This is a genomic window from Parerythrobacter lutipelagi, assembly GCF_005434975.1.
GTDB lineage: Bacteria > Pseudomonadota > Alphaproteobacteria > Sphingomonadales > Sphingomonadaceae > Parerythrobacter_A > Parerythrobacter_A lutipelagi.
This window is the reverse complement of sequence record NZ_SKCJ01000001.1, coordinates 1,680,106-1,702,330: the sequence shown is the minus strand read 5'-3', so window position 1 is coordinate 1,702,330 and position 22,225 is coordinate 1,680,106. Positions and strand designations below refer to the sequence as shown.

Here is a 22,225-nt window from a genome sequence, read left to right as displayed (position 1 = left end):
CGAGCGCTACGGCCTGTTCTATTTCTTCAGCGCCACCTGCGGCCCGTGCGAAGTGATGAGCCCCATCGTCAAGGGAGTCGCCGACCGCTGGCGGATCACTGTGCGCGCCATCTCGACCGATGGCGGTCCTTCGCGCCATTTCCCGGACTACAAGGTCGAGACCAACCAGCGCGCCAGGCTCGGTCTTGAAGGCAAGGCCACCCCGGCGCTCGTGCTGTGGGACAGCGCGACCAAGCGCCCGATCCCGATCGGATACGGCGTGCTCTCGGCCGACGAGCTCCAGGACCGCATCTATCTCCTCACCTCGAAGGAAGCCGGACATGATTACTAGCATTCGCAACGCGGCGCTGACCCTCGCCGCTGCCAGCATGGTCGCATCACCCGTCGCCGCCAATGTCGGCGACAGCATGGACCGGTTCATGGACGACATGGGCGCGGCGGCCAATGTCATCGGCCCGACCGCTTTCGAAGGCCAGTCGGCGGGCTATTACAGCCTCGGCAATGTCTGGACGCGCTTCCCCCAGAAGACCACCAACGTGGCCAACCTACAGCTGCCCCGCGCCCGCGCGGGCTGCGGCGGGATCGACATCTTCGCGGGCTCCTTCTCCTTCATCAATGCGAGCGAGATGGTCGCGCTCCTGAAAGCCGTGGCGAACAACGCGGTCGGGTTCGCCTTCAGCCTCGCGATCGACACCGTTTGCCCCGAGTGCAACAAGATCATGCAGGAGTTTTCGCAGAAGGCGCAGCTCATGAACAACCTCTCGATCAACTCCTGCGAAATGGCGCAGGGGCTGGTCGGAGGCCTGTGGCCCAAGGGCGATCTCGCCGACAAGGCGATCTGCGAAGCGATCGGGAATTCCGAAGGCATCTTCACCGACTATGCCGCAGCCAAACACGGCTGCGGCACGCGCGGGCAGCGCGCCTCAACGAATGAAGGCGCCGGCGCCGACTACGCCGACATCAATCCGGGCGTGGCGCGCAACTACACCTGGCACGTTCTGAAAAAGAGCGCCTTCTTCAACCCCGGCGGCACATTCGACCGCGAGCTTGCCGAATACGCCATGACGCTGATCGGCACGGTGATCTATGTGCCGCCCAGGGACGACGAGGCAGGCAAGTTCGTGCCTTTCGCAGGCGATGCTTCATCCACCCTGGTGAGCGCACTGCTCGACGGGACGCAGGGCCAGACTGTTCGCGTTTTCCGCTGCGACGAGACCGATCTTTGCCTCAATCCCACCTTCGAGCAGATGAGCCTATCGAATGCAAAGGCCATCCGCCCGCGGGTCACGCTCCTGATCGGGAACATGGTCGATGCGATCCGGGCCGACACCGCGATCGGCAATGCCGAAAAGGAACTTCTGCAGGTCGCCTCGGTCCCCTTGTACAAGATCCTCACGGTCCAGGCCGCCTATGGCCGCGGCATGCCGACCGACGACCGCGACACGCTCGCCGAGATCGCCAGCATCGATCTGCTCTATGCCGTTCTCGACCGCATCGTGTCGGAAGCCGGGCGCTCGATGGCGAGCTTCATCGCCGCCGATGAAGCCAAGCTCGCGATCTGGCGCGGCCAGATTGCCGAAGTGCGTTCGGGTCTCGTCCAGCGTCAGGCGACGGGACAGGCCAAGGTCTCGGCGATCATGCAGATCATCGAGAAGACCGCGATGATCGAGAACGCGCTTGCCGCCTCGATGTCGCCCTCGATGTCCGCCGCGCTCGACTGGTCGCGCGGGCTCCAGTCGCGCTCGATCGTCCCCTGAGGCGAGCGCCATGGTCGAGATCTTCACAACTGGCGGCGGCGAGTACATCGTCAACGTCCTCAACGCTGTCGCCGCATGGACTGGCGCTGGCGGTTACAAGAGCCTGATTCAGGTCGCACTGGTGATGGGGTTCGCGCTTGCGGTGATCGTGGTGGCGTTTAACCAGGACTGGCGTGCCTGGCTCAATTGGTTTCTGGGCGCGACGCTGATCTACATGTGCCTGATGGTGCCGCGGATGGATGTGCAGGTCACCGACCGCGTCAATCCGAGCCTCGCTCCGGCTACCGTCGCGAACGTGCCGCTCGGTCTTGCCCTGATGGCAAGCTTCACCAGCCAGGCGGGCGACTACCTCACCCGCTCGGCCGAGACCGTGTTCGGGCTTCCCGACGATCTCAACTATTCAAAGAACGGCATGATCTACGGCGCGCGCCTGCTCGAGGCGACACGCTCCCTGCGCATCGCCGATCCCGAGTTCGCCGCCAATTTCGACGAGCACGTCCGCCAATGCGTGTTCTACGACCTGCTGCTCGGCCGCTATTCGATGAAGGAATTGTCCGAGAGCAACGACATCTGGACAACCATTGCGCCCGGGAGTGCGGCGCGTGCGCAGAAGTTCCTGACCCGCGAGGCCGATGACAGCGTCACTGCATCAATCGTCACCTGCCGGGAGGCCTACACCGCGCTCTCGAACCAGTGGGCGGGTATGATCGACGATATGACGCTCGTTGCCGGTCGTCAGCTCTATCCCAAGCAGACCGAAGCGCTCGCCAAGGCCAAGCTCATAGCGGACCTACCGGTGGCCTACCAATATCTCACCGGCATTTCGAAGGACGCGAGCAGCATCTTTCGCCAGGTCCTGACAATCAACGCGATGAACCAGGCGATGCATGGCTTTGCAGGTGCAAGCGGTGCATCGAGCGTCGATGTGTTCGCGCAGACCCGCGCGGACATCCAGACCGAGCGAACATATTCCTCGATCGCGCACAATGCGATGAAGTGGGTACCGATCCTCAATGTTGTTCTGACGGTTGTCTTCTACGCGCTCTTCCCGGTGCTTTTCCCGCTGTTCCTGATGCCAAGGACCGGGCCGATCGCACTCAGAGGCTATGTCACGGGGTTTTTCTACCTCGCCGCCTGGGGACCACTCTTCGTCATCCTGCACATGATCCTGATGCTCAAAGGCGCAGGCGATGTTGCGGCAGCAGGCGGCGCGAGCGGCCTCACGCTCGCGACCTTCTCGGGGATGACCGACGTCAACAACGATATCGGCATTCTTGCCGGTTATCTCGTCGCCTCGATACCGTTCCTCGCAGGCGGCGTTGCGCGCGGAGCCATGGCGATCTCGGGCCAGGCGACGAGCTACCTCAATCCGAGCCAGAATGCGGCCGAAGAAGCCGCACGCGAAGCGAGCACGGGCAACGTCTCGCTCGGGAACACCAATCTCGACAATTCGAGCGTGTTCTCGCGGCAATTCGCGCAGGCCAGCCTTGCGCCAAACATCGCCTATGGCGCGGCCCAGACACGAGGATTTGGTGAGAGCGGCACGCAGACAACCGGCTTTCCGCAGGCAGAATTCGCCACCGTGCCGACCTCCAGCTATCCTTTCACACCCACGCTCGGGCAGGACTTTTCGAGCCGGCTGTCGACCATGGCGAGCCAGAGCCGCGGCCAGAGCGAGACCTTCTCCAACCTTGCCCAGCAATCGACCAGCTCGGCGGTCACGCGGTTCAGCGAACTGCGCGATGCCTACACCCGTTCGCGCTCGAACGAGAGTGTCAGCGGCACTTCCATCAGCGACAGCATCGGCAGCGCATTCAGCGAGGTCGACAATGCTTCGAAGACACTCCAGCAGCAATTCGGACTCTCGCGCCGCGCGGCGGATGATATCACAGTGTCGTGGTTCTTGAATGGAGATGCAGGGCTCGGCGTGAAAGGAGAGCGCGGTTCTGTCAGTGGCAATCTTGGTCTCAAGGGAGGTCGCAATCAGAGCTGGACCGACAGCGATATCGGAATTGCCTCTGAAGACCGGTCACGGATCATGGGCGCGCTGCGCCAGATCTCGGACAGCCGTAGCTGGTCGAACACGCGCGAAGGGTTCCTGCGCGAGACGAGCTCGAGTTCCGAGGCACTGGTCTCGAGCAGTTCTGCCGGGATCACAACTTCGATCACAGAGGCGCAGAGCTACACGCGCGAAGCGCGCCGCGCAGAGGAGATCGCCAGCCGTCTCGAAAACCAGGCAAGCTGGTACGAAAGCGCCAATGCCGCAGGCACGCTCAATCTCAGCCAGGCCTATCGGGAATGGGGCATGACGGAGATCGATGCCAACCGCGATTACTACGGCCAAGTCCGTTTCGACGATATCGATTTCCAGATGAGCGCGCGCGGCCAGCAGCTCCAGGCGCGGTTCGTCGAGAGCTACGCCGAGCAGCTCAACGAGGATATTGCGAGCGAACTCGTACTTCCAGACAATGCCCCTGTCGCCCGACCCTCCGTGAGTAGCGCAAACGGCGTGCGCGGATCGGTCAGTCTTGGCGGGGTGCCCGATTCACTAGCGGAACCCTCGGGCGGTCGTGACGAGATCGCACGCGATGTCGAACGGGTACAGCAACAAGGCGAGCGAAGGGTGGGAAGCGTCAAGGGTTACCTCGACCGGAAGACGCGCGATGCGAAGGGCGCGTCTGCGGACGCTGCCGATGATGTGAAGGAATGGTAGCCTAAATCAGACCGTCGTAGATCGCGACATACACTGCAAAAGCAACGAAAAGGATGCCAAAGAGGATCAGGCCCGCTTTACCCCACGGGTCAGCCCAGGTCTTCTTCCACGTGTAGGATGTGACACGGTTCTCGGCGATCGCGCGATCGATCTCGCGAAAACCCTCCCAGTCCTTGTTGCCCTTGGGTGGTGTGTTTTCGGGTCCGCTCATCGCTTCTTCTCCTTCGCGAAAAAGGGAGCCCCCTCTTCTCCACTCTTCCCACTGATCGTTCGCACGAAAGTAGCTCAAAACTATCGGGAAAGCGAGTTCGCAAGGCTTGGCGATGTTCAAGGAAAGTGAAAGAACACACGGTATTGAAGAGCAGATCATGAGCACGAACGAACCATCAGAACCAAACGTCGTCGATTTTCGCGGCGGAGCCGTCCGCCAGAAGCGAGACAAGAGGCGCAAACTTTTGCTTCTCGTCTTGGGCGGATTGTTCGCCGGGATTCTTGGGGGTGTAATCGGGATCAATTGGCCCTTTGGTTCTGCCAGCGCCGAGGCGCGAACCACACATACCTTTGGCGTATGCGGGCTGGTGAGGAATACCTGTGTGGTCGATGGCGATACGATCTGGCTCGAAGGCGTAAAGATCCGCGTGGCAGACATCGATACGCCGGAAATCTCGCAACCCAGGTGCGACTACGAATACGAGCTCGGCATCAAGGCTCGTGACCGGCTGGTTGTCTTGCTTAACCAAGGCGAATTTTCCGCAGTACCGATCGGCAACCGGGACGAAGACCAGTACGGTCGCAAATTGCGTGTCCTGATGCGTGACGGACGGTCTCTGGGCGATCAATTGGTTAGCGAAGGTCTTGCACGGACATGGACCGGGCGACGGGAGCCTTGGTGCTGATGCGTGTCTGGCCGGATAGAGACGAACCGCTGGCGAGCGGTACGAACGAGAGGAAGCTAAAGCTTGAAGCCTGGATTCTCGGCATTCCGATCATCCTCGGTATCGCCGTAGCTATCCGGTCGCTGCTTTGACACTCAATCGCGACCAGGAATTGTGGGGAATGGCGCTCTGGGTCGAGAAGCATCACGGCGATAGTGGCCGTGATTTCATCGATGCGAAGATCGACCAGCTGACCCGCGCGAACGAGCCGGACGGCGCGAAACTTTGGCAGCAGGTTGCGCGTCGGTGGGAACAGTTGAGCGATCACACTCAGCGTTCCTGATAGCGCCATTACTCACCGACGATTGGGATGATGCGAGATAAGCTTCCAGCCGTTCGATGGTTCGGCGACGGGGTCTGCGCCCCATTCTCAAGTCGAGCACGAATCGCGGATCGCCGACCGCTCTCCTGCCGAAACGGGTTGCCGAAATATGGTTTTCTTTCAGATGCTTCTCGATCTGTTCAAGCAGGCTCATTTCCGTTCCGCTCCGACTCGCAATTCTCTTGTGTTCTTGTTATGTTCCTACTAGGATCGCGTCCGCGAGTCTAGGAAAATTCCTACGCTCGTGATTGGAAGGACAGGCGAATGGAACATGTCAGAGAAGAGCTCGACCGGCTGATCCTGAAGGGCGGATACGGCTACGCATCGATCTCGCGGCTGCTCGGTCGCAACCCGGCGTACGTCCAGCAGTTCATCAAGCGCGGCTCACCTCGCAAGCTCGATGACGAGGATCGCAAGACACTGGCGAGCTTCTTCGGTGTCGACGAGCAGGTTTTGGGCGGACCGGCCAATCCTGTGAGCGATGGCATGGTCGAGATACCCGTGCTCGATGTGGAAGCGTCCGCAGGTTTCGGCGCGGTGGCGGCAAGCGAAACAGCGCAAACGCGCTTCGGGTTCGATGAGCGCTGGCTCCGCCGACTGACCTCGGCGAAAAGCGCAAGCCTTTCGATTGTCGGTGTCATGGGCGATTCCATGGAGCCAACCCTCAGCGATGGTGATGAGGTACTCGTCGATGCATCCGATCACGGCTCACGGCTGCGTGACGGCATTTATGTGCTGCGCGCCGATGATGCGCTTGTCGTCAAGCGTATCGCCATCAAGCCCGGTGCCAAGCAGATTACAATCTCAAGCGACAATCCGGCCTACCCGACCTGGCACGACATGGATCGCTCCCAAGTCCATGTGGTTGGACGCGTGATCTGGTTTGGCCGGGCGATGTGACGCTCGGTTTCGGGGCCGTGCCGGCGCCGAAACGCGCGCTGCACATAGCCATACACTCCGCAAAGCCGGCCCCGGCATTGGACGCGATGGTGGATTCTCCGAAGAAGCTGTGGGATAACCACGCAGTTGGATTTAGGGGACCGAAGTGGAAAATAGCAGCGCGCCGCAGTCAGATGTTTTCGGAATATTTCGCGAGAACATGGAACGTGTGATCGGCCCGGCTGGGCCTTTCGCATCCTACCTCAAAGCGGTGAACCCCAAATCGCTGATCGAAGCCAACCTCCAGTTCTACAAGGCGCTGTTCGAGATCGGCATCGGAAAGTCTGAGATCGAGCCCGACGGCAGGGACTGGCGTTTCAAGGACGAAACCTGGACCAAGAATCCTCTCTACAAGCGACTCTCCCAAGCTTATCTGGCAATGTGTGAAGCCGTCGAGGCCATGATCCCCGACGACCTTCCGCTGGAAGAAAAGTCGCGCGCCGAACTCGCTGCATCGATTGTTACGAGCTCGCTTTCGCCCACCAACACGCTTGCAGGCAACCCGGCCGCACTGAAGCGCACCATGGAAACGCGTGGCAGCAACCTTGCTCGCGGCTTCCAGGCATTCCTCAAGGATCTCCAGTCGAACGACGGTCTGCCTCGCCAGGTGGACACTTCCAGTTTCGAGGTCGGCAAGAACCTTGCCGTGACGCCGGGAAAAATCATCCACAGGACGCGCATGTTCGAACTCATCCAGTATGCGCCCAGCACGGACAAGGTGCACGAAGTTCCCGTCATGCTCGTCCCGCCGCAGATCGGACGGTACTATTTCACCGACCTTGCTCCGGGACGCAGCTTTGCAGAGTTCGCCGTGTCTCAAGGCCTGCAGTATTTCACGATCAGCTGGCGCAACCCGTCGCCGAACGAGCGTGATTTCGGCCTCGCCGATTATGCCGAGGCCGTCCTCGAGGCGACCGAGGTCGTCGCGGAAGTAACGGGCCAGCCCAAGATCAACATCCTCGGCTTTTGCGCAGGCGGCATACTGTCAGGCATGGTCGCAGGCCATCTTGCATCGAAGGGCGATAATCGCCTCAACAGTCTGACCTTGTGCGTCGCCATGCTCGATTTCCAGACCGATGCCAGCCTTGGCGCCTTCCGGTTTCCGGCGATGCTCAGCATGGCCAAGGCGCAATCGCGGATGAAAGGCATCCTGCCAGGCAGTGAACTCGGCAAGATCTTTACATGGCTGCGTCCGAACGACCTCGTCTGGAACTACTGGGTCAACAACTACCTTATGGGCGACGAACCGCCCGCCTTCGACATTCTCGCCTGGAACGCTGACTCGAGCAACATGGCCGCCCAGCTGCACGAGGATTTCCTGAAGCTATTCGAAGACAACGATCTGGCCGAACCGGGTAAATATCGCCTGCTCGACGAGACGGTCGACCTCGCCGCGATCGAGTGCGACAAGTTCTTTGTCGGGGCTGTCACGGATCACCTGACCCCGTGGAAGGCCTGCTACCAGTCAGGCAAGCTCTTCGGAGGATCGAAGACGTTTGCGCTGAGCAACGGGGGACATATCGCCGCCCTGGTAAACCCCCCCGGTAATCCGAAGGCCTACCACAACATCGGCCCGCTCGATGAGGACGATGCCGATCATTGGCTGGAAAGCAGCGAGAGAAGGCCCGGCAGCTGGTGGGAGAGCTGGACAAAGTGGTGCGGTGAACGCAGCGGCAGCATGATCGCGGCGAAGCAGGAACTGGGTTCCAAGAAGCACAAGCCGCTGATGGATGCTCCCGGCGAATATGTGAAACAATAATAAAGCAAACTTGCTATCTGAACCACATACGTTACCGCTTGGCCTTATCGACCGTAATATCGCGCAAAAACGGGGTGACTTTTGATCTATTTCGCGCACGAGGCCACGCGCCTTGCGACACGCCCATTGGCAGCCTGGCTGGAGGTCGGCACGCAAATGGCGCGCAGCGAACTCAACCCTTTGCGCTCCAGCCTGACCATGCGGACCATGGCAACGCTGTTCGAACTCCCGCACCGGCAACTGAAAGACTACGGAAAGCCAAAGTACGAGGTCCGCGACCATCTCGGCGATGTCGACGTGCTTATCGAGCCCGAAGTCGTGGCGACCCAGCCCTTTGCCGATCTGTTGCGCTTCAGCGCTCCCGACGGGCGCGAAAAGCAGAAGGTCCTGATCGCAGCAGCGCTGTCAGGACATCACGCGACATTGCTCCAGGGGACGATTACGGCGTTCGCCCAGTATTTCGACACGCACATCACGGACTGGAAAAACGCCCGCGACGTTCCCTTGTCAGAAGGCGAGTTCGGCTTCGACGAGTACGTCGATCACCTCATCGCCTTCATCGAGGCAATGGGCCCGGGCACGCATCTTGTCGCAACCTGCCAGGCCGCCCCGCCCGCCATGGTCGCCGCTGCGATCCTCGCCAAGCGCAATCCCGAACTCGTTCCTCCAACCATTACGCTCATGGGCGGGCCGGTCGATACGCGCATCAATCCGGGCAAGATCAACAAGCTGAGTAACAAGCTGCCGTTGAAGCTGTTCGAGTTGAACAACATCCACAAGGTTCCCCCGGGCTATCCCGGAAGCGGCAGGCGGGTGTATCCGGGGTTCTACCAGCTGACTGGTTTTATCGGCCTCAATCCCAAACCCCATTTCCGCCAGTACGCCCAGTTCGCCAAGAACTCGATCAGGGGCGAGGAGGAAGCCACCGACAAGTTCCGCAGCTTCTATGACGAGTACTTTGCGGTGCTCGACATGACCGAAGAGTTCTACATCGAGAGCCTGCGCAAGGTCTTCATGGAGCATCATATCCCGCGCGGACTGATGGAATACCGCGGAGAGAAGGTGGACTTTGCTTCCGTCGAAGGGATGCGTGTTCTGACCGTGGAGGGCGCAAACGACCACCTTTGCCCCCCAGGCCAGACAGAAGCGGCACACCATATTTTCTCGGGGATCCCGGCGAAGCATAAGCACAACCACATCCAGGAAGGGGTCGGGCACTACGGTGTCTTTTCAGGATCGAAGTTCGCCGCTGAAATCTTCCCGGTAATTCGGACCCATATCGAAGCTTGAATGGCGCTTTCTGGGCCGTAAGCGGATAGTCCGGTTCTGGCCGACAATGCGCGGAAAGCGGACTTTCGCCTTGCGACCCGATCGCGGACGGTCAGGTCCTATCCAGCGGGCCCCACTAGGCATGCATTTCGCGCGAGGGGCCAAAACTATTGGAGATGTACCGTCTGCTCAATTCCTCCGGCAATCTATCCCACGGCGCCAGGATTGAACGCGAATTTGGGGCCCTGGGCAAATGCAGCAAGTTGGCCGGGACTGCGCAGATGAAGATCGAGCAGCGCGGTATTTGGACCGCCATTGGCAAGCTTTACCAGTTCTGCGACTACAAGCGCCCCTGCCAATGCCCCAACAAACGGCGCACCTACTGTTCGACCAGCCAGCTGGACGAGCCCGCACCGGTCTGCGCCGCGGTCTTCCAGGTTACGATAGGCAGGCCGGTTGAGCACATCGAGTTTGGCTGCCTCTTCGCCGCTCCACAGTTGTCGCGCAGCCTTTGGCCCCGGGAAGCTGTGCAGGCGCAATGCGAGATAATCCGAGATGCCATTGCCTAACCCAGCTTCGAAAACCCGACAGAACCCCGCATCTTCGAGCGCCGAGCGTGCCAGCGCATTATCCACTCCGCACAGCGCTACGGGAGGATCTTCCCCGTTGACCTTCAATTCACTATTGAACCGCCTTTCGACGATCGTTGTCGAGAAGCCCCTGGCTTCGGCCCAATCGGCCATCGCGCGGCTCTTATGGCGCCCCACCATCGACAAATCCGTTAGAAGCGAGGTACTGTCATTCGATCCCGCCAGCTTGTCGAAATCCTGCAAGGTCAACGAACAGCCGGACGGATCGGCGTAGGGTAGCCATCCCAGCGCCCACAGGTAAGCCTGCCCGAGATTTCCCAAGCCGATGAGCCACGCCGAAGACGGCAGAAGAGAGGGGCGCTCGCCCCGCGCCCGCGGATCGTCCACCGGGAGATCGGGCCGCCAAAGAGAAAGCGCGATCCGCCGCCGTCCAGCGGCGGGATTGCTTTTGCGAACGAGCTGAAAGCATTCGGCGACGGTGAGGCCGGCGGCCGCAATTCCGGTCAGGACGAAAGCTTCTTCCGGGCGGTCGGTGCAATCGGCTCCCTCGACACAGCAGCCGGCCACCCAGCCATCCATCGTCGCACGCAATCCATTCGCCCGCCGACCGATCGCCATGTGACTTGCCGCAGGTCTGACCGCATTTACGCAGTGCCCGCCGAGTTCCTCGACAAGCTCCCGCAGTCGTGTTTCGCCGTTCACCGGCACGCACAATGTGACATCGGGAACCCCGCTGACGGTGACCCCACCAAGAAACGACCGTCGCGCCGCATTGACCGCTGTCGCCAAAGCAGCCTGTCCCGCCGCGCTTTCCATCGTCCAGGGATCGACATCCACATGCAACGAATAGCCTTCCAGCATTCTCATCGCTTCTTCGATAGTCGTCGCTTCCCCGGTATCGAGCGTCAGCTTGGCCAGCCGATGCAGTTGGTCTCCGATGGTCGCGGTGTCGATGAAAGACATGATCAAGGTCCGATAATAAGGTGATTGGAAAGACGGTCGTGCCCTAGGCTCTTCCAGCGATGCCGCCCGCGATACTCGTAGAGTCCGATCTGATCGCCCGCGATCGGCGTGCGCGCCATGCTGGGCAGGATCATAGCCAAATGACGCTTCTGCGCGATCATCGGGTTTTGCTTGTCGGCCAAGCTCTGACGCGCGCTGCCGCCATGGACATGGACGTCGGCGACAACCTGCAGGCCGCTGCCGCGGCATCGGTCCCATAGCGGTCCGAAGCTGGCGCCACGCATGACGACGACGCCGGTTTCATATGCCGCCGGATCGAGATCGTCGTAAAAGACGATCTCCTCGACCAAGCGCCGCCGCTTCGAGACCCGACCAAGAAGAAAGGCGCCGCTCTCGTGGTAGCCCTGCGTTCGCTGATGGAGTTCGTCGACCAGGCGCACCCATTCGGCTGCGCGAAAGTGCAGCTCGCTTTTAGGCAGCCACAGCACGGCGCCCTCCATATTCACCGGAGTTGAGAAGTTCGTGGACGATTGCGAGATATTTGCAGATCCCTTTCGATGGGTCCCAAAGCAATTGCGGGTGCTTCGTACGCCAGGGGTCATGGCCCTGGACCGAAATCCGGTCGCAGGGGAGGTACAGGCAGGTGGCGTTCTTCCACTGCGGATTGAAGGCGAGCGGAATACGGCTCGTGCCCTTGGGCCACATCTCCGGCGCCAGGGGCTGATCGCGCTCGACGTCCCATGGGCAGGCAGTGACCGCAGTCCGGGGGTAATCGCTGCATTCGAATCGCAGGCCATAGGCAATGCCGTCGGCGGCGATGACCGATACGACAGCGTGGGGAAAGGCGATGCTTTCGAGCCGCCAGCGGCCCGTAGCTACGCCGAGGAGGAAACGCCCCGCGGCGAGGTCGCGCCGCAGCGCGACCTCATCGGGACGGTTAGCAAGCGGATCACCCATCCGCTTATCCTTCCACGCGCACGAGAGGCACAAGATCGAATGCGACCGCGCAGTCCGACGCAAGCGAACCGACATGCGTATCGGCATCCGGCCGGTCCTTGCTTCCGGGGAGCTGCAGCACATGCTCGGCGGCGTCGTGCTTGCTTAGGTCGAAAAGCTTGGTCGCGACGTGCGTCTTGACCGCGCCCACTGTACGCGCGGGCGAGAACTCGGCCGGCTTAGTGACGCCGTTGTAGTTCACCGATACCGCGATCTTGCGGCAACGGTGAACATGCAGGCACAGCGGCTGCCCGCCCTTCGGGCGCGGCAGCTTGCCGTCTTTCAGCGGCTTGTCCTCGTCCTGGACGAATACCAGCATTCCAGCCTCGGGAGTGGGTTCGGTGTGGCAGCCGCTTGCTGCCTTGAGCAGCGCAGCGAGATCGGAGTCTTCGGGCAGGCTGAGCAGCTGGACATCGTCGATGCCTTCGCCCTGCAGCAGGATATCAATCGTCTTCATGGCAATGCCTCCTTTTGCGGATCCTCCGGACCATCCGGATTTTTCCGCTCACCGGATAAGTCCGGCGGAAGGCGCGTTTGCGGAACCTACTACAAGCTGGGGCAGACGAAATATTGCGGGCATCTCGGACAGATGCGATCGTCCGGCTGCGGCGGATAGTGTCCCGCAGCGATCCCATCGATTGCCTTGCGGTATTTCTCCAATCGGTTGGCGATGACCCGCTCGGTCATCGGAACGCCGAGCTTGGTGTCGCACCCCAGGTAATGCGCGCTGACGCTCCCGCCATCGTGCGCAGCAGACGCGCAATGATAGAGCGCAAAAATGTCGTTGTCGGGCGGCCGCTTCGGCGCACGGCCGGTCCGAAGCCGGATGAGTTCGACACTACCCTTCGAGCGATCGATCATATCGGGGGTGATCTGGACCATGCTATCGCCGACGGGCTGTTCGAACGGTTCGGGTCGGCCTCCGGCCTTGAGCCAACGCGTGACCGCACGCTCGGTTACCAGTTCCGCCTGACGACGATAGATTGCTTCGAAGGGATGGCCCCTGGGGCCGATCTTATCCCAGGCCTCTGCCAGCGCCACGCGTGCCGCATCGAGCGGCGAAGGCTCCTCGGCAAGAGTATCGAGCTCCCGGATTACTGAATATGCCGCGCGGTGAAACCGGACATAGCCCTCGTCTTCTCGTCCGCCGCTAAGCCCGAGGACACGCTGATAAAGATAGGCGCGCGGACACAGGAGATACTGGTCCAAGTCCTCGGCCCTATGGCTGTCCAGCCTGCGCTCGCATCCGGTCGTGCATTGCGGAAGCTCGGGGTCATCGTGCGCGGCGACCCAATCCGGTGCGCCGTCGGGCACGCGGGGCAAACGCCCTGCGATCGTACCAAGGAAATCGGACGGTCCGCGCGCCGTCCCATAATGCGTCGCGCGCGACAAGATAAGCCGCTCCTGCGCCCGCGACAGAGCCACAAAGAATAGGCATTCCTCTTCTTCAAGCCGCACCTCGTCGGGAGTTCGCGCAGCAAGGCCCGGCGGGGGAGGGGATGGATCGTAGCGGCGGCTCGCCGGAAACTGGCCCTTGGCCAGCCCCGGCAAATAGACGGCCCGAAATTCCAAGCCCTTGCTCGCATGGACCGTCATCAGCCTGACAGCATCGATTCCCGCAGCTTCTGCAGGCGGCGCGCGCAGCTGTCGCTCCTCGCCGAGCAGTTCGAGCCGCCTGACCCAGTCGAGAAACCGGCCAATGCCGGCACCGGGCTCGGCTGCGGCGAATGCGTCGGCCGCCTGGAGGAGCTGATAGATGGCGAGCCGTTTTTGAGCGCCCTGAACGGTGTCGTCGAGAAGAAGCGGTCTAAGCCAGCGACTGCGAACGAACAGGAATTCCTTGAGCGCCCGGGCGGCAGACTTGTGCCGATCGATCCCGCCCAACTCGTCGCGCAAGCGCGTCAGACTTTGCCGCCCGCTCTCCGACAGCATCGAGCTGTCGGCTTCGACGAGCGCCTCGAAGGCAGAATTCGGCGATTCAATCTGGCGGTCAAGCAGAACGCGCAGATCATCGAGGTCGAGCGCGTAATCGGCAAATTCGGACAGGCGCACCAGGCCACTCGAGGTGGATTCGCCCACCAGCGACAACATAGCGAGCAAGTCGCGCACCTCGTCTCGCTCGAAGATGTCGCCGAGATAAAGGACCGGTATGCCCTCACTCTCCAGTACAGCGGCATAACGCGCAAGCTGGGTGTGCGAGCGGCACAAGACGGCTTGATCACGGTATGCGAAGCCTTCCTTGCGCGTGCGCCTCATTGCCTGCGCCAGGCCCAGCGCTTCGCTTTCAAGCGAATTGGCAATATGAAATGCGAGGGGCTCGCCTTCGCCCTTGTTTGCATCCCAGTCGCATGGGGTTGAGCCTGACGCCGACATCTGGGTCCCGAATTCGGCGAAGACTTTGACGATGGGCTCGCGCGAGCGGTAATTCACTGCGAGCGCCAACTGGTTGGCGCCATTGAATTGGTTCGGGAAAGAAAGAATATTGTCGGGCGAAGCACCCCTGAACCGATAGATCGATTGGCGGGCGTCCCCCACCACCCACAGACCCCTTGCATTACCCGCGATCCGCTCCAGCAACACCGAACTCGCCCGATTGACGTCCTGGAACTCGTCCACGAGTATATGTGGACGCTCTTCGTTCAGTTCGGCTGCAATCTCGGGATGCGCGTCGAGAAGTTCGACCGATCGCATGATCAGGTCCCCGAAATCGAGCCGACCAGTTTCGCGCAAGGCTTTTTCATAGGCAAAATAGATCGCGGCGACCTCAAGCGCCCGCTCACGCGCGCGCAGGTCATCGTCAGTCGAAGAAGGCATCGTCTCGCAAAGCTCGCGATAGCGCCGTGGACCAACCAGTTCATCCTTCGCCCGCGAGATAGCTTTCAGAATATGCACCAGCCCTTCGCTGGGCTGGTGCAGAACGAGATAGTGATCGAGAGGAAGCTCGGGCAACAGCTTCTCGAGCAGCGCGATCGATTCATTGAGGTCGGCCAGCTTGGGAGCGGCAGGCAGGCCGATCAGGTGACCGTATTTGCGTAGTAGTTCCAGTCCAAAAGCATGGAATGTCCCTGACCACATTTGCGTTGCCGCTTCCGTCGCGGCCCGCTGCACTCGTTCGCGCAGCTCTTCTGCAGCTTTGTTGGAATAGGTGAGGACCAACATATTGCTGGCGGCAACGCCCTCGGCGAGCAAGTGCTCGATTCGCGCGACGAGGGTGCGGGTCTTACCCGTTCCCGGTCCCGCCTCTAGCAGAAGCGGTCCTGTAGGAACCTCGGCAGCTTCCTTTTGTGAATCGTCGAGCGGAGGTTGCGGCCGATCATCTCGAGCTTCGATCAAAGGCTCAGGAGCTGGCAAAAGCGTGCCGCGCAAAAGCTGCGCGAATACCAAGGCTAGCGGCACCTCGAAGTTGACGGCGAGTTCGTCGGGAGTCCACCCCTCCTCGACGAACTTGTTGGCTGCGATTTCTGTGGGGAGAAGCATCTCGCGCGCGAATACATTCGCCTGCGCTTCGCGGCGTTCCTTCGGGCTGTAGCTGTCCACCCGCGCAGCACCGAGATCGGCGAGGTCTCCTGCCGTGTGACTGAAAGAAGATGCTTCGCAATCGGAAGTTTCGCCGTCGAGCCAGAAATGCCCCAGCTCGTGCGCAATCTGGAAATGGGCAAGCGGACGCGGCGTGCTAGACTTGTAGAAAATCGTATCGAGATCGCGATCAAGTACCGCTTCTGCTCCCCTCAGACAGCCGTCATCATCATTGACAGCGCAAAGGTGCAGATCGGCATCGCGGGTAGCGGATTCCAAAAGACGCCGTGTACCTTCATTTTCGCGGCAACCTTCAACCGCGGCCTGACGCTTTTCCAGCGCCAGAGCGCGGGCGGCGGCAAACAATTCCACTCAGTCCTCCATCAACAGGGCGGCTTTGTCTTCGTCCGGCAAATTGCTTTGGCGGACCGCATCAACAAAATCGCGCTGCGGTCCGCTCTCAGGCTTGCCTTTCGCCATGTATGACATGGTTCTCTTCATGACTGGTGGACCGGTCCAGGAAGCCCGAATTTGATCGGCTCCGACCTTGAGCGATCTTGCCAATCTGCTCGCGAGGTGACCGGGAATTGTCTCAGGAATGAAATTCCTCGCGTTGAGCTGCGACATGAAAGACAACGGAATCCTCGTCTCTCGCGCTACATCGTGCAACGATATTCCAGCAGAGCGAGCTAGTCTCGCAAGGTTAGCGCCCGCAGCGTTTGCGTTGCCTTGAGCCACCTCGCCGGTACCTCTGGCGTCCTCTTGCGAGCGCGCATAGAGCGCGTTTTGCAGAGCGCTTTGCGCTCGTGCATCGAGTCGTTCCTCGCTTTCCTTGCTAAGCGGCGGAGGCGGGGCAAGTGCCTCCTCTTCGGCCCACGCGGCGGCAAACCGCAGAAAATCGGTCCTGTAGTGCGGGTACTGTTTCGAGAATGCGGCGATGGCCTCACCGCTCGGCGTTTCAAATTCGTCGAGCAGCATGTCCAGCACCTCATCCAACGGTAGAGGAGTTGCGTCGGTCATGCGGGGTCCTTCCTACAATATTGATCGAGAAGTTCTTGCGCCTTCGCGAGCCGCTTGTGCATCGCGCGCCGACCGATCTTGTAATACTCCATCAGAGTTAACTCGGTCTCGGCGACTTCCGGCTTGCGCTCGTCGCCGACGCGCCAGCCAGCGTAGTGCCGCAAGATGTAAGCTTCGCGAAAGTGCGGTGGCAAAGAATTCAATGCGTCATGCATTAGAATAAGGTCTTCGGGCGAGAGCCTTGCTTGGCCTTGCTTTGCACGCACCGCCTCAGCGAATTCCTCGCTATCTTCTGTAAAATCGTCGAGCAGCGCATCCTTCTGCTGGTCGCGTTTGAAATTGGTAATTGCTGTCAACACGCGGCGTTGAATGTAATCTCCAAAACGAGATTCCGCGTAGTCTGCTGCCTTGCCGTCTGCGAAAAGATGCTGCGTGACCTTTTCGAGAACAGCGCTGAGGATATCCAGCCGATCTTCTTCGCTGAAACCCTTCGCCTTACCAGCCACCGCCCTGAAGCAACGGGCTTTGAATGTATCGAAAAGCATTTCGATTTCACGGTCATCAGAATGCCGAATGGCGCGTCGCACGAAGAAAACAAGGGCCTCGCTCGTGCGGTAATTTGGAGCCTTGTGATCGGTTTGTGCGAACTTCTCGATCAGTGCCGTGCCGCTTAGAAGAAGGCACTCCTGAATGTCGCGTTTCACGCGCTCGGTTCTGGAATAGTGATTAAGTGGAGGTGGATCCGACGATCCTCTCGCCTCGTCTAAATTGACCGTACTCTGTTGTGACAAGGCCGCCTCCGGTCATGCATGGATTTACTGGGATCTAAGTCTGAGTGGTTTGCGCATTGCGGAACCGTTGGATAAAATTTTTCTGCCCCACTCATCCAGTTCACTTCCTGCTCTCAACCCTGACCTTTCTGTTACAAGGGGCCGAGCGCCTTCTTGTATCCGCTTGCGATGTGCGTGCCGCCAGGATGACGGAAAGATCGTTCACGACAGGTGAAGAGTATTACCTGCATTCGCTCCGCAGCTTCAGTGAGCATGAGGCTTTCCTTATTACCAGTCGGCGGTGTGGATGAGCCGAACATCTTTTCCCCTGTTTGATCGAAGCATTCGGCCTGCGCTCAAGCTTCGACACATTTTTGCTCCTTTTGTCTTCGCCATCCCGCGCGCGACGGCTTTCGCTTTCATCGACTTCATTGCGTACTACCTATAGCTAGTGAGAGAAACGAAGAGTTGCTAGAAAATCCGAATAATGCGTCTGTAGCGAGACGAAATCTAATGGAGTGCACAAATGGATATTGAAGGCGCGCTAGCTGATGTCGATGAAGCCGACCTTCGGGCCGAAACTATAGCGTTTCTGCAAAACTTTATGGCACCAGCGTTCGGAGCCTTGCCCAAAAGGGAGATAGAACTCGGGGTGTTTGATCTTTTGCGCAATCTCGGTATCCTTCAGACCGAGGCTACGATCTACAGCCTGATGACGGACCTGAAGGTCACGAGGACCAAGGCTTCACAACTGATCTTTGACCTGGAAATTCGCCGACATGGGAGCGACCGCGCGCGATTGGATGACCTCGTTAAACAGGCACTTATTGAGACAAAATTTGCAAAGGACGGCGACTATTTCGTGATGGAGATCGAGAATCCGTTGACCATTGCGCACATGCGACAACGGATCCGCGAGGTTGGACATTTTTCCGACACTTCCTTCAACTCTTCGCTGGTCAGGGCGCCGCTCAGCGCTGTGACGGACCTCATGCTGAGCATTATCCCAGACGATCAACATCAGGCGATCAAAGCCGCGTTGGTCGATGCCGGGGCACCCGACAACAGTGTCAAAGCAGTCGTCAAAGGCGCGCTGAAAACCCTCGGAAGTAAGGTCATTGGCGAGGCAGCCGACCAAGTCGCTGAAGGCATTGTGAACAGATCAGCCGATTTCCTTGGTCCGCTTGTGAACGCGGGAATTGAGCAGATACGCGACCGCTGGAGCGCATTGTATCCCGCGGACGATGCCGAGAATTGAACACTGTAATGAGGTGAAGAGAGCGCTGCCTCTTGGCGAACGTGCATTGCGCTGCCTCAATCCGCGAACGACGTGCTTAGGTGACTGCTCCAGACTGATCTTCAGCGGCGCTTGGGCATTTAGACGAGATACCAAGAGCGAGAGACGGGAAAAGCACGAGGGAACGTGGCGAAGCTGCGAATTTGCCACAATTGCTTTGCGGCCAAAAATAAGCGGAATTCCCGCCAATTGCGCAAATAGCTCATAGTGAACGTCTAGTGATAGGCCGGTTTGTCATCATGGGTGAGAATCTCACCGTTCCTGACACGGAATCCTGTTTTCGATGACATTTGTCACGATGCTCGGTGACTGATGCTCTTGTCGTCGAATAATGCGGCGCGCGGAACGGCAGCATTTGTGGCCAAACTTTAACGAGCCAAACGACCGAAACGAGGGCGCAAAGCGGCCGCTAGCCAATGCTGTCAGCTAAATCCCGAAATCCAGATTCTTGCTGCGTTCCTTCGACAGGTCTTGCGCTGCCGTCCCCTTCGGCCCCTGGTCCACCGTAGCTTTTCCGCTGCCTATCTTCGCTGCCGAACCCAGACGTTGCGTCACCTCCAGAGCGGATGACTTCTCGCCCTTGTTTCGCGCAACAGCCGCGCCGAGGCGTGAAGCGTTGTCGACCACGAGGGTCAGCCGGTCGCGAAGGCGGGTGACGGTCACGAGGAAGGTCTTCTGGTTGGAGAGATTGCGTTCCCGGCTGTCCATGACCGCTATCCCTTTGTCCGATGTCAGCCCTTGCGCCATGTGGGCGTTAAGCGCGTAGGCAAGGTCGAGACGCTTCAGCATCGGATCATCGTGCCGCAGGGTGATCTCCGTGCCCTTCGACGTTTCGACGGTCACCTTGCCCCGATCAATCGCTGTTACGCGCGCCCGGTCCGCGTTGTATAGCTCCCTTCGATGATCGTTTCGTGTCCAGCGCACGCGATCCCCGCGATGCAGTTCAAGCGGGCGTTTCTCGAAGAGCGCAACATTGTCTTCCTTACCAGTGCGTCCGATGCGCGACGGCTTGAACTGCAGCTTGCGACCGCGTGGATCCCGAAGCTCGACGGTATCGGTTCGCTGATCGACCTTGGAAACCGCGTATTCGCCGCGCTTCAGCCCGAGCGTCCGCTCGAGCTTCGAGACCTTTAGAACCATGCCCGTTCTGTAGGCCGCCAGATATCGGAGTTCCTCGCGCGTGAGATTGACACGGTCGAGAACCTCGACCTTGAGTTTTTCTGGTCCGATTTCGCCATTGGCGGTAAGTCCGGTTTGGACTGCGGCGTTGACCGCCGCGCGGATCTTGCGCCCCGAAGCATAGATCGCGGTGCGATTCCTTTCCTCCGGAGAAAGCGAGAGCCAGTGCTCTGCTGCAACGATCGCTCCGTCGCCCGTTGCCTCGACCGTATGATCTTTGAGAAAGCCAAGCGCCTCATGCACTTTGCCAGCCTGCGCAGAAGCTTGCGCCTTCCTCAAAAGCGGATCGCGCCCTCGAAGGTTCGTATTCATCCGTGCTTGGGCGATGCCGCCTTGCTGCAGCAAGTCGAAGGGCTTTCCGGCATCGACTGCGCCCAATTGCTTCCTGTCGCCCATGAGAACCAGCCGCCTGACACCGGCGCTGTTAGCTATGCGGATCAGTTGCTCCTTGTCCGCATTGGCCACCATGGACGCTTCATCGAGCACGACGACCGCATCCTTGAGCTCCTTGCGGGCCTCACGGATGAGTTTGGCTGATTGATCGCCTACGGGCAGCGCTTCCCACCGCCTAAGGAAACTCGCGAGCGTTTGTGACCGGATACCCGTGTCTCGCTCTAGCATCTGCACGAGCGTGTTCTGAACCGCGAGCCCGAGAACCTTGTGTCCCTCTTCTCGCAAGACCTGCGATACCGGCTCGAGGACGCTCGACTTTCCTGCACCAGCAACACCCTGCACCGCGACAGTGCGATCCTTCGAGGCCAGTATCAGCTGCGCTGCAGAAAGCTGGCCCTCGTTGAGCTTGAAACCGCGATTGATCTGGGCCGAGGCATCGACGCGAGCCCTGGCTTCGTCTTCGTGCAGAACCGGTTCGACGGCACCCTTGCCTTCGTTCGCCCAGGCAAGAATGCGCTCTTCGCGCTCGACTTCTTCGCGGCTGGCCAGCCACCCCTTGTGCATGCCACTCCCTCTGACAAGGGCTCCAGAGCGCACGAGTGATCGGACCGATTTCTCGACATGCTGGATCGTGGTCGGCAGCCCGTAATCCAAGGCCGCCTTGTAGAGAGCTTCGCGCTCGAAACCGGCTTCGCGCTGCGAGAGCTGTCGCACAGCAGAAGCCACTGCCTGCGCCGCAGCAATCTCTTGCGGACCTTTCTTGAGGATATGGTCCGGCACAAGGGGATCGCGCTCCGTGCCCTTTATACGCGATGCAAAGTCCTGAAGCAGAGCCAGGCCGCGCTCGACAAGGTCAGGTGTCTTGCCCGCATCCTCCTTTCGGTTTCCGGTTCTCGCGATCGCTGCCTCGACAAGGCGATCAAGGTCGAGGCCTTCTCGCCGTGCGGCTACCTCCCATTGCTCTGCCAAGGCATCGCGATCTTTGATCGGCTCCTTTGCCGAACGGGTTGCAAGCGCAGCAATCTTGCCGGCCTCAAGACCTTGCCCTCGCCGAGCTTCGAGGACTTCCTTTCGCCGGGTCGAGAAAGCCATGATCTGCTCACGCGATATCCCGCGCGCTTCGAAGTTTCCGTGTTTGCCGACGGGCCCCGGCTCATATCCGAGCTTCTCGACGGCAATGCGAAAGCGGGCCATGGTCATCGAATTGAACAAGGTGTTGAGCGCCCACAGACGATCATTCTTGAGCGTACGCCACACCCCGTCAGTGCCGCGCGTAGCGTTGGCAACCACGGCGTGGAAGTGAAGGTTGGGCTCCTGGCTACGGTTGGTGTCGTGCTGGAATAGGCCGACGGCGAGATTGTCGGTTGCGACGGTGGTCAGCTTGCCGTTCCGCACAAGGCGCGTCTCGGCAGCGTTCTTCTCGGCCCACCCGAGCGTTTCGATGACGGCTTCGCGATACGCTTCCACAATCCGCTGGTCCTTCCCGACGAGCGCCAGCAGCGACCAGCTCTTGGGGAGCGAAAAGGTAAGATCGGTGCCGGGCCGATGCGCTTGGCCGGGGTTCCCAACGCGCGACCCTTCGGGCAGTTCGCCGCGCAGAAGCGCATCGAAATCCTTGGTCTCGACCTGCCCCTTGAGGCCCAACATCGCGGCACCCTGGCCGACCCATTGGCCGGACCGGTCGGCGTCGGCCCTGGCATAGTAGTTATCGGCCGCGAAGTAGTTGGCAGCGGCCGAGGGGGATCGCACATTGGCAACAGACAGCATGTCGATGTCACTCCAGATCTCCCCTCGGATGGTTCAACAA

19 protein-coding genes are annotated in these 22,225 nt (G+C 60.1%); 10 read left to right on the top strand and 9 right to left on the bottom strand.

From position 1 onward, the window contains the following. The 3 genes from traF to E0502_RS08395 all read left to right on the top strand — a co-directional run. Positions 1-331: conjugal transfer protein TraF (gene traF / locus E0502_RS08405; RefSeq protein ID WP_137677441.1), on the top strand; the 331-nt coding region annotated here is incomplete at its 5' end. Then, positions 321-1,757, top strand: a complete 1,437-nt coding sequence (locus tag E0502_RS08400) for a conjugal transfer protein TraH (protein WP_137677440.1) — start codon at positions 321-323, stop codon at positions 1,755-1,757. The genes traF and E0502_RS08400, both read left to right, overlap by 11 nt. A gap of 10 nt (positions 1,758-1,767) precedes the next feature. Further along, positions 1,768-4,470, top strand: coding sequence for a conjugal transfer protein TraG N-terminal domain-containing protein (locus E0502_RS08395; RefSeq protein WP_137677439.1), 2,703 nt, complete (start codon positions 1,768-1,770; stop codon positions 4,468-4,470). 1 nt (position 4,471) lies between these two features. Here E0502_RS08395 and E0502_RS08390 read toward each other — a convergent pair whose 3' ends face one another. Next, positions 4,472-4,681, bottom strand: coding sequence for a hypothetical protein (locus E0502_RS08390; RefSeq protein WP_137677438.1), 210 nt, complete (start codon positions 4,679-4,681; stop codon positions 4,472-4,474). 157 nt (positions 4,682-4,838) lie between these two features. Here E0502_RS08390 and E0502_RS15310 point away from each other — a divergent pair, with 157 nt between their 5' ends. The 6 genes from E0502_RS15310 to phaZ all read left to right on the top strand — a co-directional run bounded on the left by E0502_RS15310 (position 4,839) and on the right by phaZ (position 9,715). Further along, positions 4,839-5,366, top strand: a complete 528-nt coding sequence (locus tag E0502_RS15310; RefSeq protein WP_240048916.1) for a thermonuclease family protein — start codon at positions 4,839-4,841, stop codon at positions 5,364-5,366. Then, positions 5,366-5,497, top strand: coding sequence for a hypothetical protein (locus tag E0502_RS15410; protein ID WP_275668355.1), 132 nt, complete (start codon positions 5,366-5,368; stop codon positions 5,495-5,497). Before E0502_RS15310 ends, E0502_RS15410 begins: the two co-directional genes overlap by 1 nt. After that, a complete protein-coding gene (locus E0502_RS15195) occupies positions 5,494-5,688 on the top strand; it encodes a DUF6961 family protein (RefSeq protein ID WP_192895932.1) in 195 nt (64 codons plus the stop codon). The genes E0502_RS15410 and E0502_RS15195 overlap by 4 nt, the downstream gene beginning before the upstream one ends. A gap of 303 nt (positions 5,689-5,991) precedes the next feature. Then, entirely contained in the window at positions 5,992-6,627 is a 636-nt protein-coding gene (locus tag E0502_RS08375) for a S24 family peptidase (protein ID WP_137677436.1), read from the top strand. 145 nt (positions 6,628-6,772) lie between these two features. Then, a complete protein-coding gene (locus tag E0502_RS08370; RefSeq protein ID WP_137677435.1) occupies positions 6,773-8,425 on the top strand; it encodes a PHA/PHB synthase family protein in 1,653 nt (550 codons plus the stop codon). Between the two features lie 81 nt (positions 8,426-8,506). Beyond that, entirely contained in the window at positions 8,507-9,715 is a 1,209-nt protein-coding gene (gene phaZ / locus E0502_RS08365) for a polyhydroxyalkanoate depolymerase (protein ID WP_137677434.1), read from the top strand. 185 nt (positions 9,716-9,900) lie between these two features. On the opposite strand, the gene E0502_RS08360 is transcribed toward phaZ, so the two are convergent. From E0502_RS08360 to E0502_RS08330, 7 genes are all read right to left on the bottom strand, one after another. Continuing rightward, positions 9,901-11,247, bottom strand: a complete 1,347-nt coding sequence (locus E0502_RS08360; RefSeq protein ID WP_137677433.1) for a thiamine biosynthesis protein ThiF — start codon at positions 11,245-11,247, stop codon at positions 9,901-9,903. Positions 11,248-11,249: 2 nt separating this feature from the next. Next, positions 11,250-11,747: a hypothetical protein gene (locus E0502_RS08355; protein WP_137677432.1), complete on the bottom strand. Its 498-nt coding sequence runs from the start codon at positions 11,745-11,747 to the stop codon at positions 11,250-11,252. Further along, entirely contained in the window at positions 11,719-12,204 is a 486-nt protein-coding gene (locus tag E0502_RS08350; RefSeq protein WP_137677431.1) for a DUF7665 family protein, read from the bottom strand. Before E0502_RS08350 ends, E0502_RS08355 begins: the two co-directional genes overlap by 29 nt. A gap of 4 nt (positions 12,205-12,208) precedes the next feature. Continuing rightward, positions 12,209-12,700, bottom strand: coding sequence for a hypothetical protein (locus E0502_RS08345; protein WP_137677430.1), 492 nt, complete (start codon positions 12,698-12,700; stop codon positions 12,209-12,211). An 89-nt stretch (positions 12,701-12,789) separates the two neighbouring features. Next, positions 12,790-16,131, bottom strand: a complete 3,342-nt coding sequence (locus E0502_RS08340) for an ATP-dependent helicase (protein WP_137677429.1) — start codon at positions 16,129-16,131, stop codon at positions 12,790-12,792. Then, positions 16,132-16,779: a hypothetical protein gene (locus tag E0502_RS08335; RefSeq protein ID WP_137677428.1), complete on the bottom strand. Its 648-nt coding sequence runs from the start codon at positions 16,777-16,779 to the stop codon at positions 16,132-16,134. Beyond that, positions 16,776-17,483 (bottom strand): RNA polymerase sigma factor, encoded by a 708-nt coding sequence (locus tag E0502_RS08330; protein ID WP_137677427.1) that lies wholly within the window; start codon positions 17,481-17,483, stop codon positions 16,776-16,778. Before E0502_RS08330 ends, E0502_RS08335 begins: the two co-directional genes overlap by 4 nt. Positions 17,484-18,075: 592 nt before the next feature. On the opposite strand from E0502_RS08330, the gene E0502_RS08325 reads away from it, so the two are divergent. Next, complete coding sequence (locus E0502_RS08325; RefSeq protein WP_137677426.1) at positions 18,076-18,807, top strand: hypothetical protein; 732 nt, start codon at positions 18,076-18,078, stop codon at positions 18,805-18,807. 465 nt (positions 18,808-19,272) lie between these two features. Here the strand turns inward: E0502_RS08325 and mobF are convergent, their stop codons facing one another. Then, a complete protein-coding gene (mobF, locus tag E0502_RS08320) occupies positions 19,273-22,185 on the bottom strand; it encodes a MobF family relaxase (protein ID WP_137677425.1) in 2,913 nt (970 codons plus the stop codon). Positions 22,186-22,225 lie beyond the last annotated feature (40 nt).